Source organism: Bradyrhizobium ivorense, from assembly GCF_900696085.1.
Taxonomy (GTDB): Bacteria; Pseudomonadota; Alphaproteobacteria; order Rhizobiales; family Xanthobacteraceae; genus Bradyrhizobium; species Bradyrhizobium ivorense.
The window spans coordinates 90565-106585 of the sequence record NZ_CAADFC020000004.1 but is presented as its reverse complement, the minus strand read 5'-3'; the positions used below and the strand labels follow the sequence as shown (position 1 = coordinate 106585).

Genomic DNA, 16021 nt, shown 5'->3' with positions numbered 1-16021 from the left:
CTGACCCCTCATAATCGCAGCTGATGAAGCACGGCCGCCGTCGCGGATTTCGGCAGGCGCGGTTCCGTCTGTCCGCGATCGAGGCGAGACGAGGAAAGGCCGCTGAGATGAAGACGGTGCTGTTCTGCGGCGGACTGGGGGCCCGGATTCGGGACGTCTCCGAAAGTATCCCCAAGCCGATGATTCCGATCGGGGACAAGCCGATCCTCTGGCATCTGATGCACTATTACAGCCAGTTCGGGCACAAGGACTTCATCCTGTGCCTCGGCCACAAGGCCAACGTCATCAAGGAATATTTCCTGAACTTCCGGCCGCAGACCTATGCCGACTGCGTCGTCAAGGGCTTTGGCAGCCAGGTCGAGATCCTCGGCGATCCGCAGCAGGACTGGCGCATTGCCATGATCGATACCGGGATCTGGCGCAACATCGGCGAACGGCTGTGGGCGGTCCGCCAGCATGTCGCGGGCGAGGAGATGTTCCTCGCCAACTACAGCGACGGCCTGTCCGATATCGATCTCGACGAGATGACCAGGGTGTTCCGCGCCAGCGGCAAGGTCGCGTGCTTCACCGCGGTGCGGCCGTCGTTCAGCCTGCACCTGGTCGACATGTTGCCCGACGGCAAGGTCGAGCGCATGCGCGCGAGCCAGGATGCCAACCTCTGGATCAACGGCGGCTTCTTCATCTTCCGCCAGGAGATCTTCGACTACATCGAGGAGGGCGACGAGCTGGTCGAGGCGCCGTTCCGACGGCTGATCGCAGCCGACCAACTGATGGCCTTCCAGCACGAAGGCTTTTGGCGCCCGATGGATACGTTGAAGGACAAGCACGTGCTCGACGATCTGGTCGAGAAGGGCACGATGCCGTGGCTGCTCAATCAGACCCAGCGGCGGCCGCAGTTCGAGGCCGAAAGGAAAGCCGGATGAAACCGGTCGCACTCGCCGAGCCGGGTCAGCGTCTTTCCCTCCTCTGCATTGGCGCGCATTCGGACGATATCGAAATCGGCGCCGGCGCGACCATCTTGGGCTGGATCGAGCGCGGCGTCCGCCTGGACGTGCACTGGGTCGTGCTCAGCGCCGCCGGTCCGCGGGCCGAAGAAGCCCGCTCCTCGGCGCAGGCGTTTCTGACCGGTGCGGCAAGATCGACAATCGAGCTGTCGGAATTTCGCGACGGCTATTTCCCGTACCAGGGCGCCGCGATCAAGAACTGGTTCGAGGAGCTGAAGTCGCGCACGTCCCCCGACGTGATCCTGTGCCATGCGCGGGGCGACGCGCATCAGGATCATCGGGAGGTCTCCGCGCTGACCTGGAACAGTTTTCGCGATCACACCATCCTCGAATACGAGATTCCGAAATGGGACGGTGATCTGAGCCAGCCCAATCTGTTCATCCCGGCCAGCCGCGCGCTGATGGAGCGCAAGGCAAAGCTGCTGCATGACCATTTCGGCACGCAGCGCGCCAAGGACTGGTTCGACGCGCAGACCTTCATGGGGCTGGCCCGGCTCCGCGGTGCGGAGTGCCGGGCGCCGGACGGATTCGCCGAAGCCTTCCATGCGCGCAAGATCGTGGTGCAGTGAAGAGGTGAAATCATGAAGGTCATGGTAACCGGGCATTTGGGATACATCGGAACCGTCATGGTTCCGCTTCTGCTGCGCTCCGGTCACGACGTGGTCGGCCTCGACAGCGATCTCTATGCCAACTGCACCTTCGAGGCCGGCGGCCGCATCGCCTCGGTGCCGCATATCCGCAAGGACGTCCGCGACGTCGTCTGCGCAGACCTCGAGGGCCTCGATGCCATCATCCATCTGGCCGCGCTGTCCAACGACCCGCTCGGCAATCTGTGCCCCGCCCTCACCTACGACATCAATCATCACGGCAGCGTCCGGCTCGCCACGCTGGCCAAGCAGGCCGGCGTCGGCCGCTTTCTGCTGGCGTCCTCATGCAGCAATTACGGCCGCGCCGGCGAAGCGATGCTCGATGAAACCGGAGACCTCAACCCGGTCACCGCCTACGGCGAATCCAAGGTGCGATCGGAGCGCGACATCTCTCCGCTCGCGGACGCCGGCTTCTGCCCGACCTATCTGCGCCCGGCGACCGCCTACGGCGCCTCGCCGCGCATCCGCTTCGATATCGTGCTCAACAATCTGGTCGCCTGGGCGGTCACCAAGCGCCTGATCTATTTGAAATCGGATGGCTCGCCCTGGCGCCCGATCGTCCATATCGAGGATATTTCGCGCGCCTTCATCGCGGCGCTCGAAGCGCCGACCGACCTCGTCTTCAACCAGGCGTTCAACGTCGGCCAGACCGCGCACAATTACCGCATTCGCGATATTGCGGCGATCGTCGCTGACGTGGTCCCCGGCTGCCGGCTCGAGACGGCTCCCGATGCAGCTCCGGACACGCGATCCTATCGCGTCAACTTCGACAAGATCGCGCGACTGCTGCCGGCCTTCAAGCCGCAATGGGATGCCCGCCGCGGTGCCGAGCAACTCTACAATGCCTATCGTCAATCGACGCTGACGCTCGAGGAATTCGAAGGGCCGCGCTACCAGCGCATCGGTCATATCCAGAAACTGATCGCCGACGGCATCCTTTCGGAGGATCTGAGGCACCGCCGGACAACCGATCGCGGAGCGCGCAAGCTGGTCTCTGCCAGCGGCTAGAGGGAGGCAACCAATGATCTTCACCGAGACGAAGCTTAAGGGCGCCTACATCATCGATCTCGACCGCATGAAGGACGAGCGGGGCTTCTTCGCGCGGGCCTTCTGTCAGAAGGAGTTTCGCGACCATGGGCTGAAGGCCGTGATCGCGCAGGCCAACGTTGCCTCAAACGCACGGAAAGGCACCCTGCGGGGTATGCACTTTCAGTATCCACCCGCCGCAGAGAGCAAGCTGGTTCGATGCACGCGTGGCGCCATTCTCGATATCATCGTCGACCTGCGACCCGAGAGCTCGACCTACCTGGAGCATATCTCTATCGAGTTGAACGAGGACAATATGACAGCGCTCTATGTGCCCGAGCGCTTCGCGCACGGTTATCAGGTGCTGCTCGACAACACGGACACGACCTACCAGATGGGCGAATTCTATACGCCGGGCGCTGAAGGCGGGCTTCCCTACGACGATCCGTGGCTGGGGCTCAGATGGCCGCTACCTGTCTCCGTGATCTCATCAAGGGATCAGGCGTTCCGCCCATTGCGTGAGGTCGAGGACGAAATTGAGCGCAGGATGTCGCCTACAAAGTCGGCCGCGTGACGACTTCTGCGAACACAGCGCAGAATCTGCGAGAGAGTTGAGCGCCTGCAAAGGGCGGCATCGCACGATGTCAGATTGCTCGGAGAAGCACCTATGAATCTGAATCTGCCAACAGTCGTCGGGACCGAACCCAAATGCCGCCATTGTCGGTCGAAGCTGACGCTGACACTCGTCGACCTCGGCCTCTCGCCGGTCGCCAACGACTATGTCGACCCGGCGGATTGCGCGAAGGCCGAACCGTTCTATCCGCTCAAGGTGTTGGTCTGCCGCAACTGCCGCCTGGTCCAGACCCTCGATCTGCTGGCGGCAGACAAAATATTTCGCGCCGACTATGCGTACTTCTCCTCGAATTCGAGCTCGTGGCTGAACCACGCTCAAACCTATGTTGAGGATGTTACCAGGCGCTTCGGCCTCGCTGCCGCCTCCCGCCATGTCGAGATTGCGTCGAACGACGGCTATCTGCTGCAGTACTCGATGGCAAAAGGCATCAAGTGCCTGGGTATCGAACCATGCGAAAGTGTTGCGCTGGCCGGCCTGGCAAAAGGCATCGACACGCGCATTGAATTTTTCGGCGAGGCCTATTCACACAAATTGGTCAGCGAGGGCTGGACCGCGGATTTGATTACTGGAAACAACGTTCTAGCGCACGTGCCAGACATCAATGATTTCGTGTCTGGTGTGAGAATATTACTCGCCCCGGAGGGCGTGGCCACGTTCGAAGTACAGCACCTCCTTAGACTGATGCAGCTGCATGAATTTGACACCATCTATCATGAGCATTTTTCCTATTTGTCGTTGATTGCCGGACAACGCATCTTCGCAGCAGCCGGCTTGCGCGTCTTCGATGTCGAATTGCTCAAGACCCACGGTGGATCCATTCGGTTTTTTGTGTGTCATGCGCAGTCCAATCATGCGCAAACTTCTCGCGTGGCGCAGGTTCTCGCGGATGAGCGGGCCTACGGTCTTGATGACGACGCTACCTACGTCGCCTGGAGTGAATCGGTCAAAGCGACCAAGCGCGATCTTCTCGAACTCCTCATTGAGTTGAAGTGTGACGGCAAGAAGGTCGTAGGATACGGCGCGCCCGCCAAAGCCGTGACGCTTCTAAATTATTGCGGAATCGGGAGCGACTTCCTTGACTTCACCGTGGATCGTGCGCCGTCAAAACAGGGGCGGTATCTGCCGGGTGTTCGCATTCCAATCTTTCCCCCCGAAGCGATTTTTGAGGCAAAACCTGATTTCGTTCTGATTTTACCTTGGAATCTGAAGGACGAGATCAAGGATCAGATGTCGGCAATCAAGTCATGGGGAGGCCAATTCATTGTGCCGGGGCCGAAGGCATTCATCGAGAACTAGCTAGTGTGGCACCGTTTCAAGGGTAGGCTTCGGGGCGCCAGTCGAAAGATGTCTCCATGATGGTGGTGGGTTCGCAGCTGGCCTCGGAACAGGTTTTGGCCCGGCAATGTCCAAGGGGAATTTTGATGTCCAGATCCCTGGAGAACATGACGGCCTTGGTCACAGGTGCAAGTTCCGGCATTGGGCGTGCGACAGCCTCAGTTCTCGCTCGCTCCAAAGCAAGGGTTGTTCTGATCGGGCGGCGCCAGTCAGTTCTTGAGAAACTCGCGATGGAGTGTGGCTCCCTCGCATCGGCTTATCCGTGCGATATGACTGATGATGCGCAGCTGGAGGAACTTGCTAAGAAGATACAAGCCGATTTTGCTCGGATCGATGCATTGATCCATTCCTCAGGAATAATAAAATTAGGGAGGACAGAAACTGCGCCCGTGGCTGACTTTGACGCGCAGTATGTGACAAACGTTCGTGGACCTTACATCTTGACCCAGCTCTTGCTGCGTTCCTTGCGCGCAGCATCCGGACAGATTGTTTTTGTCAACTCATCGATAACCCGCGCAAGTAAAACCGACGGCCGCGGTACTTACGCAGCCACCCAGCAAGCGATGCGATCGATCGCGAACGCTTTGCGGGACGAGGTCAATGAAGCCGGAGTTAGGGTGACGACGATCTTTCCCGGCACCACCGCAACTCAAAGGCAAGTCGACCTTCACGAAATCTCCGGTAAACGATATGATCCAGATCGAATGCTGCAACCGGAGGACGTCGCTGAAGCGGTGCTGTTCGCGCTCACTATTGGGAGAACGGCAGAAATTACCGATCTGTATCTACGGCCCATGCTCAAACCCCTCGACTAGGGAAGGCATGCTGCCATGTAGTTACCCGCTGCGCACGAGGGTTTGTCCGCTATGATGCTGGCCGAATTTCCGGTCAAGGGAGTGAGCAGCTCATGTCGGTAAGGAAAAACCTATCCAACTCAGTGGAGGCTCCCCCAATCGATCTTCACGGTTTGGTTCGGGAGCTTTTTCCGATTAATCGAAGCATTACCGGCGCCGGCGTTCGCAAAACGCTGGCGATCTTGGCTCGACATAGTCAATTGGAGATCAGAGAAGTTCCTAGTGGCACTGCGGTGCTTGATTGGGAAGTCCCGCTGGAATGGAATATTCGGAGCGCTACGATTAGATCACTCGACGGTCGCTGTCTCGTTAATTTTGCGGACAACAACCTGCACGTCGTAGGTTACAGCAAGCCGATTCACAAGGAGGTCAGCCGCGCTGAGCTTGCGCAACACGTCCATACGCTTCCCGACCAGCCCGAGCTTATTCCCTATCGTACCGGATATTTTGCCGACGATTGGGGCTTCTGCATGACGGACAATCTTTGGCAAGCGATGCAAGACGAATCTTACCGCATCGACATCGACAGCGATCTTTCGCCGGGGTCGCTTACCTACGGCGAGTTGTTTCTTCCCGGCGAGCTGTCGGACGAGGTGCTGATTACCGCTCATATCTGCCATCCGAGTTTGGCGAACGATAATCTTTCCGGAATTGCCGTAGCTCTAGCGCTGGCACTGCGACAGGCGCAGCGCGAGCGACGATTGAGCTACCGCTTTTTATTCATTCCAGCAACGATAGGCGCAATCACCTGGCTCGCACACAACGAGAGCCGTCTCGATAGAGTTTGCCATGGCTTGGTACTTACGTGTGTCGGCGATCGTGGTCGCTTTCACTACAAAAAGAGCCGGAGCGGCGCATCGATAGACGGTGCCATGGCGCACGTTCTGCACCATTCAGGTCATCCTCACGAAATCATGGCGTTCAATCCATATGGCTATGACGAACGACAATTTTGTTCACCGGCCTTTGACCTTCCGATGGGCTGCTTGATGCGCAGCGTTCACGGGACTTTCCCGGAGTACCACACATCGGCAGACAATCCCGATTTTGTGAGACCCGAAGCACTCGATCAATCCTATGCGGTGGTGGCTACTTTGCTCGACCTGCTAGACGCGAACCGCACCTACGTAAGAACCGACGGAAGAGGTGAGCCCCAACTCGGGCGGCGCGGACTATATCGGGCGATTGCAGGGCAAAAGGAGGCCGGCGGCGCCAGTCAAATGGAGCTCTTGTGGGTTCTGAACCTGGCTGACGGCAAACACAGCCTACTGGAAATGGCAGATCGCGCTGACATACCCTTTCGTCGCCTGCAGAAAGCTGCGCGGCTCGCCCTTGATGCGGAACTCATCAAAGAAGTGGGTGGCTTGAGGAGCTATCGACCACCTCAACTAGTTCCGAACAGGCGCAAGCCGCGGCATTGTCCGTAGCCGGCTGACTGGCACGCGTGGCGGGGCAGCCCGGAGCGCTGCCATAGGTCGCAGCAAATCCCGCAGAAGATCGAGGATGATCGCGTTCTCTGCAGCTGCGGCGGCGACTGCCGCCCTAGTTCCGGGCTTTCGATGGGGCATCGCCCGCTACCAAGGTGGGGCATCGCCGACCCGACCACGCAAAAGGGTTTTGCCGAACGCTGGGGACAGAACCCCGCGATGGTGACGAGCTTCGCCGACGGCACCAAGATCAGCTTCGAGCAGAGCATCGTGGCCAACGCGACCGGCTTCAAGGTGCGCACGCGCGGCATGTCACGCGGACGGCAATACACCGGCGACGTGCTCAAGATCGGTGAATTGTACGACATCGAGGAACTGCGCAGGCTCGGCGGCGCGATCGATTACGTGGTGGGGACGCCGCTGACCAAGGTCTATTGCCTGGCCGAGCACCCCGATCCGAAGCAGCGGCACTACCTCGAACTGTACAAGATGGGGCCAGGACCGCTTTATTCGTTCTTCATCCCCTATCATCTGGTGCATTTCGAAGCCCCGAACGCCATTGCGCGGGCTTTCCTGTTCAGAGATCCGACCACCACGCCGCTCGGCGGTCCCGTGGTCGAGGTCTGCGCCGTCGCCAAGCGCGACCTGAAGGCGGGCGAAATCCTCGACGACTACGGCATGTACATGACGTATGGCGAGGCGGTGAACAGCGACGAGATGTGCGCCCGCCGCTACTTGCCGGAAGGCCTCGTGGAGGGGTGCCGGCTGAAACGCGATATCGCCAAGGACGCGGTGATGACGTATGACGACGTCGTGCTTCCGACCGGGCGTTTGGCCGATCGATTGCGTGCCGAGCAGTATCGCAGCTTCCGGGGCGAAACCTGGCTGGAAGAGCTGTTGAATGCCGCAGGGAGCCCCGAACGCAGCGCATCGCAAGATGATCGCACCAGCAGCTACGCGCCGGCGGACTAGAGCATGATCCGGAAAAGTGCGCAGCGGTTTTCCGAAGAAGATCATGCTCAAACAAGAAGCTAAAGCGCGATGATCAACCTAGTCGCATCGCGCTTTAGGATTTTGGCCGGGCCTCGGCGATCAGCCGGCGCCGCGTCGGAAACAGCGTCACATCGTAGCGCTCGGCGACGAGGCCCCAGAGCCCTTTCGGCGCGAACAGCATGACGAGGATGCCGAGGGTGCCGAGGAGAATCAGATACCAGGCGCCGAAATCGGCGAGATAACGCTGCATGAGATAGAAGATGATGGCGCCGATCACCGGCCCCTCCATCGTGCCGATGCCGCCGATCACGACGATGAAGATGACATAGGCGGTCCAGTCCAGCACCGCGAAGCCGGCATCGGGCGAGATCCGGGCCTTCTGCAGATAGATCAGCGCGCCGATCATGCCGGTCATGGCGGCGGTTGCGACATAGACGGCGAGCTTGACCCGATAGATGTCGACGCCGAGGCTCGCCGCAGCCGCTTCGTGGTCGCGGATCGCACCGAGCGCAAGGCCGCGGCGCGAGCGCAGGATCAGATAGACGGCCGCGAGCGTCGCCACCAGCAACGCCAGCGCAATCCAGTAGGAGACGATGTCGCGTGCCGCGGGGGTGCGCACGTCCAGCAGCGCCTTGACCCATTCGATGCCGGGCACCGACGAGGTGACGGCCGGCGTGAGCGACGTTCCGGTGCCGCCGCCGAGCGGCTTGATTTGTGCGAAGGTCAGGCGATAGACCTCTGCCACCACCCAGGTGCCAATCGCGAAATAGGCGCCGCGCAGGCGGAACACGACCAGCGCAGTCGGCAATGCGAACAGCGCCGCGATCACACCGGCGAGCGGAATCGCCAGCAGCGGATTGAGACCGCCGATCAGCGTGAGCGCGAACAAGAGATAGCCGCCGAGGCCGACAAAGGCTTGCTGGCCGACCGAGATCAGGCCGGCATAGCCCGCAAGCAGGTTCCAGCACTGCGCCAGCGCCAGCATGTAAAACAGGAAGATCAAATCCTGGATCAGGGTGCGGCCCGCGAACAGCGGCAGCAGCGTCAGCACCAGCAGCGCGACGATGACGGCGGCCAGGGCCGCGTGCGAGCCGCGGCCGGCCGTCTTGATGCGAAAGCTATGGGATGGACCGGCTGCGGTGTCGTCCATCGCTTCAGTCCTGCGCGCGGGGAAACAGGCCGCGCGGCCTGATCACGAGAACCACCAGGAAGGCAAGATGCCCGGCCAGAATCTGCCACTCCGGATCGATGCGCGCGCCGATGGTCTGCGCGAGCCCGAGCACAATGCCGCCGGCGAGCGTCCCCCAAAAACTGCCGAGACCGCCGATGATCACGGCCTCGAACGCATAGAGCAGACGCGCTGGTCCGATGGTCGGATCGAAATTCGCGCGCAACCCGAGGAACAGCGCCGCGATCGCGATGACGACGAAAGCGACGGCCATGGCGGTCGCAAAGACGCGGTTGATGTCGATGCCCATGAGCTGCGCCACTTCGAGATCGTCCGAGGTCGCCCGGAAAGCGCGGCCGATCGGGGTGCGGTAGAAGATCAGATTGAGGAACACGATCACGGCGATCGCCGACACAAGTGTCAACAGCGGCACGACGCCGACCGCAATGCCGCCGCCAAGCGGGATCGACGCCGTCTCGATCGCGCCCGCGCGCAGGCGCTGGCTGTCGGCGGAGAACAACTGCAGCAACCCGTTCTGGATGATGATCGACAGGCCGAAGGTGACGAGCAGCGGCGCCAGCAGGTCGCGCCCGAGCGTCCGGTTCAACAGCACGTATTGCAGCGCAAATCCGATGACGAACAGGATCGGGATCGCCACCAGCACCGCGACAAAGGGATCGAGGCCGAGCTTGCCCGCGATGACGAGGATCGCGAAAGCGGCGAGCACGATGAGGTCGCCATGGGCGAGGTTGACCAGCCGCATCACGCCGAACATCAGCGACAGTCCCGCCGCGAACAGGGCGTAGAGCCCGCCGAGCAGCACACCTTGAATCAGCGCATCGATCCAACCGGTCATGTCACGAACCAAAATAGGCGCGGTGGATCTGCTCGCGCGTCAGATCGCGCGGGCGGCCGGTCAGCGACAGCCGGCCCTCCTGGAAGCAGTAGACCCGATCGGCGACCTTCATCGCCTGCACGATGTCCTGCTCGACCAGGACGACGCTGGTGCCTTCCGCCTTGATCTGCGGCAGGCCGGCATAGATGTCCGCGATGATGATCGGCGCGAGGCCAAGGCTGATCTCGTCGCACAGCAGCACGCGCGGGTTGGACATCAGGGCGCGGCCGATCGCGACCATCTGCTGCTGTCCGCCCGACAAGGTCGGTGTCGCCGAATGGCGGCGCGCCTTGAGCACCGGAAACAGTCCGTAGACGCGATCGAGCGTCCACGGCCCCGCCATCTTGCGGCCGTAGCGGCCGATCAGGAGGTTCTCCTCCACGGTGAGCGAGGGAAACAGCCGCCGCCCCTCCGGTACCAGCGCAACGCCAAGCCCGACGATGTCGGCGGCGGCGCACGCGCCGATCGGCGTGCCGTCGAGCAGCACGCTGTCGGCCGCACCATGAATGAGGCCGGCGATCGCCTTGAGGAAGGTCGACTTCCCTGCCCCGTTGGCGCCGATGATGGCCACGGTCTCCCCGGCATCGAGCGTGGTGTCGATGCCGTAGAGCGCCTGGAAATCGCCGTAGAAGGCCGTGAGCTGGCGTGTCTGCAGGATCGCCATGCCTCAGGCCTCGATGCCGATATAGATCTGGTGCACGTCGGGCCGCGCCATCACCTCGCGCGGCAGGCCCTCGGCGATCTTGCGCCCGAAATTGAGCACGACCAAGCGGTCGATCACCGCAAGCAGCGCGTGAACCACATGCTCGATCCACAGGATGGCGACGCCGGTCTTGCGGATATCGCGAATGGTCGCGACAAGCTCGCCGCATTCGGCTTCGGTCAGGCCGCCGGCGATCTCGTCCAGCAGCAGCAGCCGCGGCGCGGTGGCGAGCGCGCGGGCCATCTCGAGACGCTTGCGTTCCAGCAGCGTCAGGGAGCCGGCCGGCACATTGGCTCGCTTGAGCAGGCCGAGCCGGTCGAGGATCTCGCCGCAAGACTGCGCCGCTTCGCGCTCGGACTTTTGACGGCCGTAGACCGCGCCGACCAAAAGATTCTCGAACACGGTGAGCTTTTCGAACGGCAGCGGAATCTGATGCGTGCGCGCAATCCCGGCGCGGCAGCGCCCCTGCGGCGGGACGCCGGCGAGGTCGCGGCCCTCGAAGCGGATGTGGCCTGCCGCCGGCGCAAGTCCGCCGCCGATCAGATTGAACAGCGTGGTCTTGCCGGCGCCGTTCGGCCCGATGATGCCGACCGCCTCGCTAGGAGCGATCGACAGATCGAGGTCATCGGCAACGATGATCGAGCCAAAACTTTTCTTCAGGCCGGCGACGTCCAGCAGCATGCGATGTCAAAGCGCCAGCGCGATCAGGCGATGGCCTCCATCTGGCCGCCGACGGGAATCGCCGGCGCCGTCTTGTTGTCGGTGATGACGATATCGTATTTGCCGTCCTTGAACCGCCATTGCCCGCCGACCAGCGGCGTCTTCGCAACATTCTTTGCGGCGAACGGCGGCAGATTGGCGCCGCCCCACTGCACCTTGCCGACGACGGTGTCGAGATTGGTGGCGGCGATCGTCGTCGCGATCGCCTTGCCGTCGCGGTCGGGCGCGCGCTTGAGCACATCGACCGCAACCTCGAACAGCGCGTGGATGAAGCCGATCGGCTGCGTCCACTGCTTCTTGGTCGCGGCCTGATAGGCAGCGGCGAGATCCTTGGCGCTCATGCCGGTCAGCGACGACTCGAACGGATGGTTCGGCGACCACCAGACCTCCGAGGACAGATTGTGGCCGTCCTTGCCGAGCGCCTCGACGGCGACGGGAAACAGGATCGCCTTGCCGATCGAGGCGACCTTGGGCTTGAAACCCTGCTGCAAGGCCTGCTTCCAGAACGTGGTGAAATCCGGCGGCAGCACCACGCCGGTGATGATCTCGCAATTCGCGGTCTTGAACGCGCCGATCTGCGCCGAGAAATTATCGGTGAGGTTCTGGTAGCGGCCGGGATCGGTGAGCTTGTAGCCGCCCTTCTCCAGCACCGGCGGAAAGCCGACCACCTTGTCGCCCCAGGCATTGCCGTCGCCGTCGTTCGGAAACAGCCCGCCGACGGATTTGTTGGTCGCGACCTGGCCCCACATGTTGGTGAAGACGGCGATGACGTCCTCGAGCCCCCAGAAGAAGTGATAGGTGTAGTTGAACCCCTTCCACGCTGGCGGCCCGCCGGCGGGATTGGCCTGGCGGCCGATGAACCAGGGCTGCCACGGCGCGACCGTGGAGATGCAGGGCACCTCCTCGATCTCGCACTGGGTCGAGACCGGGTTGGTGGTTTCCGGCGTCGAGGCGACCAGCATCAGGTCGACCTTGTCCTGGACGATCAGATCCTTCGCAACTTCCGCGGCACGGTTCGGATTGGACTGGCTGTCCTTGACGACGACCTCGACCGGCACGGTGGCGCTGCCGATCTTGATGCCCGCTTTCGCGGCGTCCTTGAAATTGGCGATGATGAAGTTGTCGGCTTCGGCGAAGGCGGCGAGCGGACCGGTGAGCGGCGAGACATAGCCGAGCTTGATCGCGCGCGTCTGGGCGATCGCCGGCGCCTTCAATCCGACCGACAGCGCGGCGCCGGTCGCGGCCGAGTATTTCAGGAGCGTGCGGCGGTCGATGGAATGACGATGAGTCGAACTGGTCTTGTGGCAGGTCATCTGCGCGTCCTCCCCTCTGGATGCGCCGGATTGCCATCGTGGATCGATTGACACACGGGCCGGCGTTCGATATTCGAACATACGTTCGTATGTCGACCAGTCTCCGTCAGAGGCCCAAGGGAGTCAACACAGGGAGTTACAGACCGCGGCATGAGCCAAGCTCCGCCACCCCACAAGAGCAATCCGGACGACAAGGAGTTCATGACGACCCTCGCCAAGGGCCTCGCGGTGCTCGGCGCGTTCGGCCGGCAGCGACCGACCATGACCTTGTCGGAGGCGGCCGAGATCACCGACCTGTCGCGGGCCACCGCGCGGCGCGTGCTGCGCACTCTCACTCTGCTCGGCTATGTCGAGCAGGACGGACGCACATTCTCGCTGTCGCCGCAGATCCTCGAGCTCGGCTTCGCCTATCTGTCGACGCAAAGCTGGATCGATCGCGCGCTGCCGCTGATGCGCGAGCTCAGCGAGCGGCTCGGCGAATCCTGCTCTGCGGCGATCCTGCAAGGCAACGACATCGTCTATGTTGCGCGGGTGCCGGCGCGCAGGATCATGTCGGCGGCGCTGTCGGTCGGCAGCCGCCTGCCGGCGCTGCACACCGCACTCGGGCGGATCATGTTCGGCTATCTCGATGAGGCCGAGATCTGGCGGCGGCTGCGGGCGCAGCGCATCGAGGCCTACACGCCGCAGACCATCACCGACCTCCAGGCGCTGTTCGATCGCATCCGCGCCGACCGCGCCCAGCGCTTCTCCATCGTCGACGAGGAGCTCGAGCGCGGCCTGCGCGCGCTCGCCGTGCCGGTGCTCGACCGCAGCGGACAGGCGGTCGGCGCGATCAATCTGTCGACGCACTCGACGCGCACGACCCGCAACGAAATGCGCGAGCGCTTTCTTCCCGAGCTCAACCGCATCGCGGAGCAGCTTGCCGCCATGACGGTCTGATCCGCCTTCCCTTCCCAAGCTCCTTGCCAAGCCTCTCTTGCCAACGCGCGGGGGCGGCCGTATCGTTGCGCAAGTTCGGAATACGGACAATAGTTCGATAATCGAACACGAGGGGAGATACGCGATGGCAAAAAACGGTCAGAACGCGGCGCTGGCGGCGGAGCACACCGGCAACGTCAAGGTCAGCCGCCCACAGACCGGCGCGGAATATCTGGACTCGCTGCGCGACGATCGCGCCGTCTACATCTATGGCGAACGGGTCAAGGACGTCACCACGCACCCGGCGTTCCGCAACACCGCGCGGATGGTTGCCCGCCTCTACGACGCGCTGCATGACGACAAGCGCAAGGACAGACTGCTGCTGCCGACCGACACCGGCAATGGCAGCATGACGCACGCCTTCTTCAAGGCGCCGAAGACGATGGACGACCTGCTCGCCGGCCGCAGCGCGATCGCCGAATGGGCCAGGATCACCTATGGCTGGATGGGCCGCGCGCCGGACTACAAGGCGGCGTTCCTCGCCACCCTCGGCGCCAATGCCGACTTCTACGAGCCGTACCAGGACAATGCCAAGCGCTGGTACAAGTTCAGCCAGGAGCGCGTGCCCTTCATCAACCACGCGATCATCCACCCGCCGGTCGATCGCGACCGCCCGCCGAACGAAGTCGCCGACGTCTGCTGTCATGTCGAGAAGGAAACCGACGCCGGCATCATCGTGTCGGGCGCCAAGGTGGTGGCGACCGGATCGGTGCTGACCAACTACACCTTCGTCGCGCACCACGGCCTGATCCCGCTGCAGGACAAGAAGTTCGCGGTCGTGTTCATGGTGCCGACCAACGCGCCCGGCGTGAAGTTCATCTGCCGCACCTCCTATGAGATGAGCGCGAGCGTGATGGGCAGCCCGTTCGACTATCCGATCTCGAGCCGGCTCGACGAGAACGACGCCGTGTTCATTCTCGACAAGGTGCTGGTGCCCTGGGAGAACGTCTTCGTCTACGGCGACATCGAGAAGGCCAACAACTTCTTCCCGCGCACCGGCTTCCTGCCGCGCTTCGTCGTGCACGGCTGCACCCGCCTTGCGGTCAAGCTCGACTTCATCAGCGGGCTGCTGCTCAAGGCGACGGAAGCCGCCGGCACCAAGGATTATCGCGGCGTGCAGGCCAATGTCGGCGAGGTGATCGCATGGCGCAATCTGTTCTGGAGCCTGTCGGACGCGATGGTGCGCGATCCAAAACCGTGGATCGGCGATTATGTGCTGCCGAACATGGATCCCGGCAACGCCTATCAGATCATCGCCACCATGGCCTACACCAAGGTGAAGTACCTGATCGAGCAGACCGTCGCCTCCGGCCTGATCTATCTCAACAGCCATGCCAGCGACTTCAGGAACGGCGAGATCCGTCCCTATCTCGACCGCTATCTGCGCGGCTCCAACGGCTACAAGGCCGAGGAACGCGTGAAACTTCTCAAGCTGCTGTGGGATTGTCTCGGCAGCGAGTTCGGCGGACGTCACGAGCTCTACGAGATCAACTATGGCGGCTCGACCGAGGAGATCCGCCGCTATTGCCTGTTCGGCGCGCAAGCTTCAGGCAATGCCGACCGCTTCAAGGGCTTTGCCGAGGACTGCATGGCCGAATACGACCTCGACGGCTGGAAGGTGCCCGATCTAACCGACCCCGGCGAGCTCAGCTATCACATGCTGCGCAAGTGAACGACATCACGCCGGAGCGGCGGATCGCCCGCTCCGGCAACCCTTGAGGACCCGTCTGACGTGAACATGCAGACCATCGATCCCGACCGCTTCCGCTCCGTCATGGGCGCCTTTCCGACCGGCGTCGCCATCGTCGCGACCGAGTGCGACGGCGAGCTGTTCGGCGTCACGATCAATTCCCTGACCTCGGTGTCGCTGGAGCCCTGCCTGTTGTTGTTCTGCACCAACGAGGGCAGCGCGACTGGAGCTGCGATCCGCAAGCGCGGCCTGTTCTCGGTGAACATTCTCGGACTGCATCAGTCCGCCCTCTCCACCCGCTTCACGGGGACGCTGAAGCGCCGGTTTGACGATCTGCCGATTGCGTTCAGCGCGGACGGCCTGCCGCTGATCCAGGGAACCGCCGCGCAGCTCTGCTGCCGGGTCACCACGGTCCACAAGGCCGGCGACCACGACATCATCCTCGGCGAAGTGTTTTCCGGCGACGAGGCCGCCTGCAGTCCGCTGGTGTTTCACCGCGGCGCCTTCGGCAGCTTCCAGCGGGCCTGATCGCCGGATCCTTCCCCTCAAGCAGTTGACGAGTCCCGCGGGCGCTGGTCAGGGCCCCTCGATCTCGGCTAGGATCAACAAAAAACGCCTGGGAAGATCGGGAGGG

At 62.4% G+C, this 16021-nt stretch carries 16 protein-coding genes; 11 read left to right on the top strand and 5 right to left on the bottom strand.

All coding sequences use genetic code 11. From position 1 onward, the window contains the following. The first annotated feature begins 107 nt into the window (after positions 1 to 107). The 8 genes from CI41S_RS01380 (at position 108) to CI41S_RS01345 (ending at position 7899) form a co-directional block, all read left to right on the top strand. On the top strand, positions 108 to 923 hold the full coding sequence (locus tag CI41S_RS01380; protein WP_139482623.1) for a sugar phosphate nucleotidyltransferase: 816 nt from the start codon (positions 108 to 110) through the stop codon (positions 921 to 923). After that, positions 920 to 1573: a PIG-L deacetylase family protein gene (locus tag CI41S_RS01375; protein ID WP_139857093.1), complete on the top strand. Its 654-nt coding sequence runs from the start codon at positions 920 to 922 to the stop codon at positions 1571 to 1573. Before CI41S_RS01380 ends, CI41S_RS01375 begins: the two co-directional genes overlap by 4 nt. Positions 1574 to 1585: 12 nt before the next feature. Beyond that, positions 1586 to 2659: an NAD-dependent epimerase/dehydratase family protein gene (locus CI41S_RS01370; protein WP_139857092.1), complete on the top strand. Its 1074-nt coding sequence runs from the start codon at positions 1586 to 1588 to the stop codon at positions 2657 to 2659. 13 nt (positions 2660 to 2672) lie between these two features. Then, positions 2673 to 3251 carry a dTDP-4-dehydrorhamnose 3,5-epimerase gene (rfbC, locus tag CI41S_RS01365; RefSeq protein ID WP_139482620.1) on the top strand — a complete coding sequence of 193 codons (579 nt, stop codon included), beginning with the start codon at positions 2673 to 2675 and terminating at the stop codon, positions 3249 to 3251. A gap of 93 nt (positions 3252 to 3344) precedes the next feature. Then, positions 3345 to 4607, top strand: coding sequence for a class I SAM-dependent methyltransferase (locus CI41S_RS01360; protein ID WP_139857091.1), 1263 nt, complete (start codon positions 3345 to 3347; stop codon positions 4605 to 4607). A gap of 125 nt (positions 4608 to 4732) precedes the next feature. Continuing rightward, on the top strand, positions 4733 to 5461 hold the full coding sequence (locus CI41S_RS01355; RefSeq protein ID WP_172626858.1) for an SDR family oxidoreductase: 729 nt from the start codon (positions 4733 to 4735) through the stop codon (positions 5459 to 5461). A 92-nt stretch (positions 5462 to 5553) separates the two neighbouring features. Then, positions 5554 to 6927 (top strand): DUF4910 domain-containing protein, encoded by a 1374-nt coding sequence (locus CI41S_RS01350; RefSeq protein ID WP_139857090.1) that lies wholly within the window; start codon positions 5554 to 5556, stop codon positions 6925 to 6927. Between the two features lie 132 nt (positions 6928 to 7059). Continuing rightward, complete coding sequence (locus CI41S_RS01345) at positions 7060 to 7899, top strand: SAF domain-containing protein (protein WP_175607144.1); 840 nt, start codon at positions 7060 to 7062, stop codon at positions 7897 to 7899. Between the two features lie 94 nt (positions 7900 to 7993). Here CI41S_RS01345 and CI41S_RS01340 read toward each other — a convergent pair whose 3' ends face one another. From CI41S_RS01340 to CI41S_RS01320, 5 genes are read right to left on the bottom strand one after another with little or no spacing between them, the layout of a single operon-like run. Beyond that, complete coding sequence (locus tag CI41S_RS01340; RefSeq protein WP_139857089.1) at positions 7994 to 9070, bottom strand: branched-chain amino acid ABC transporter permease; 1077 nt, start codon at positions 9068 to 9070, stop codon at positions 7994 to 7996. A gap of 4 nt (positions 9071 to 9074) precedes the next feature. After that, positions 9075 to 9944 carry a branched-chain amino acid ABC transporter permease gene (locus tag CI41S_RS01335; protein WP_139857088.1) on the bottom strand — a complete coding sequence of 290 codons (870 nt, stop codon included), beginning with the start codon at positions 9942 to 9944 and terminating at the stop codon, positions 9075 to 9077. Position 9945: 1 nt separating this feature from the next. After that, positions 9946 to 10647 carry an ABC transporter ATP-binding protein gene (locus tag CI41S_RS01330; protein ID WP_139857087.1) on the bottom strand — a complete coding sequence of 234 codons (702 nt, stop codon included), beginning with the start codon at positions 10645 to 10647 and terminating at the stop codon, positions 9946 to 9948. 3 nt (positions 10648 to 10650) lie between these two features. Next, positions 10651 to 11367, bottom strand: coding sequence for an ABC transporter ATP-binding protein (locus CI41S_RS01325; protein ID WP_139857086.1), 717 nt, complete (start codon positions 11365 to 11367; stop codon positions 10651 to 10653). Positions 11368 to 11390: 23 nt separating this feature from the next. Then, on the bottom strand, positions 11391 to 12719 hold the full coding sequence (locus tag CI41S_RS01320) for an ABC transporter substrate-binding protein (protein ID WP_139857085.1): 1329 nt from the start codon (positions 12717 to 12719) through the stop codon (positions 11391 to 11393). Positions 12720 to 12869: 150 nt separating this feature from the next. On the opposite strand from CI41S_RS01320, the gene CI41S_RS01315 reads away from it, so the two are divergent. The 3 genes from CI41S_RS01315 to CI41S_RS01305 all read left to right on the top strand — a co-directional run bounded on the left by CI41S_RS01315 (position 12870) and on the right by CI41S_RS01305 (position 15915). Then, positions 12870 to 13658, top strand: coding sequence for an IclR family transcriptional regulator domain-containing protein (locus CI41S_RS01315; RefSeq protein ID WP_139857084.1), 789 nt, complete (start codon positions 12870 to 12872; stop codon positions 13656 to 13658). A 124-nt stretch (positions 13659 to 13782) separates the two neighbouring features. Continuing rightward, entirely contained in the window at positions 13783 to 15369 is a 1587-nt protein-coding gene (locus tag CI41S_RS01310; protein WP_139857083.1) for a 4-hydroxyphenylacetate 3-hydroxylase N-terminal domain-containing protein, read from the top strand. Between the two features lie 66 nt (positions 15370 to 15435). Continuing rightward, on the top strand, positions 15436 to 15915 hold the full coding sequence (locus CI41S_RS01305; RefSeq protein WP_244622273.1) for a flavin reductase family protein: 480 nt from the start codon (positions 15436 to 15438) through the stop codon (positions 15913 to 15915). Positions 15916 to 16021 lie beyond the last annotated feature (106 nt).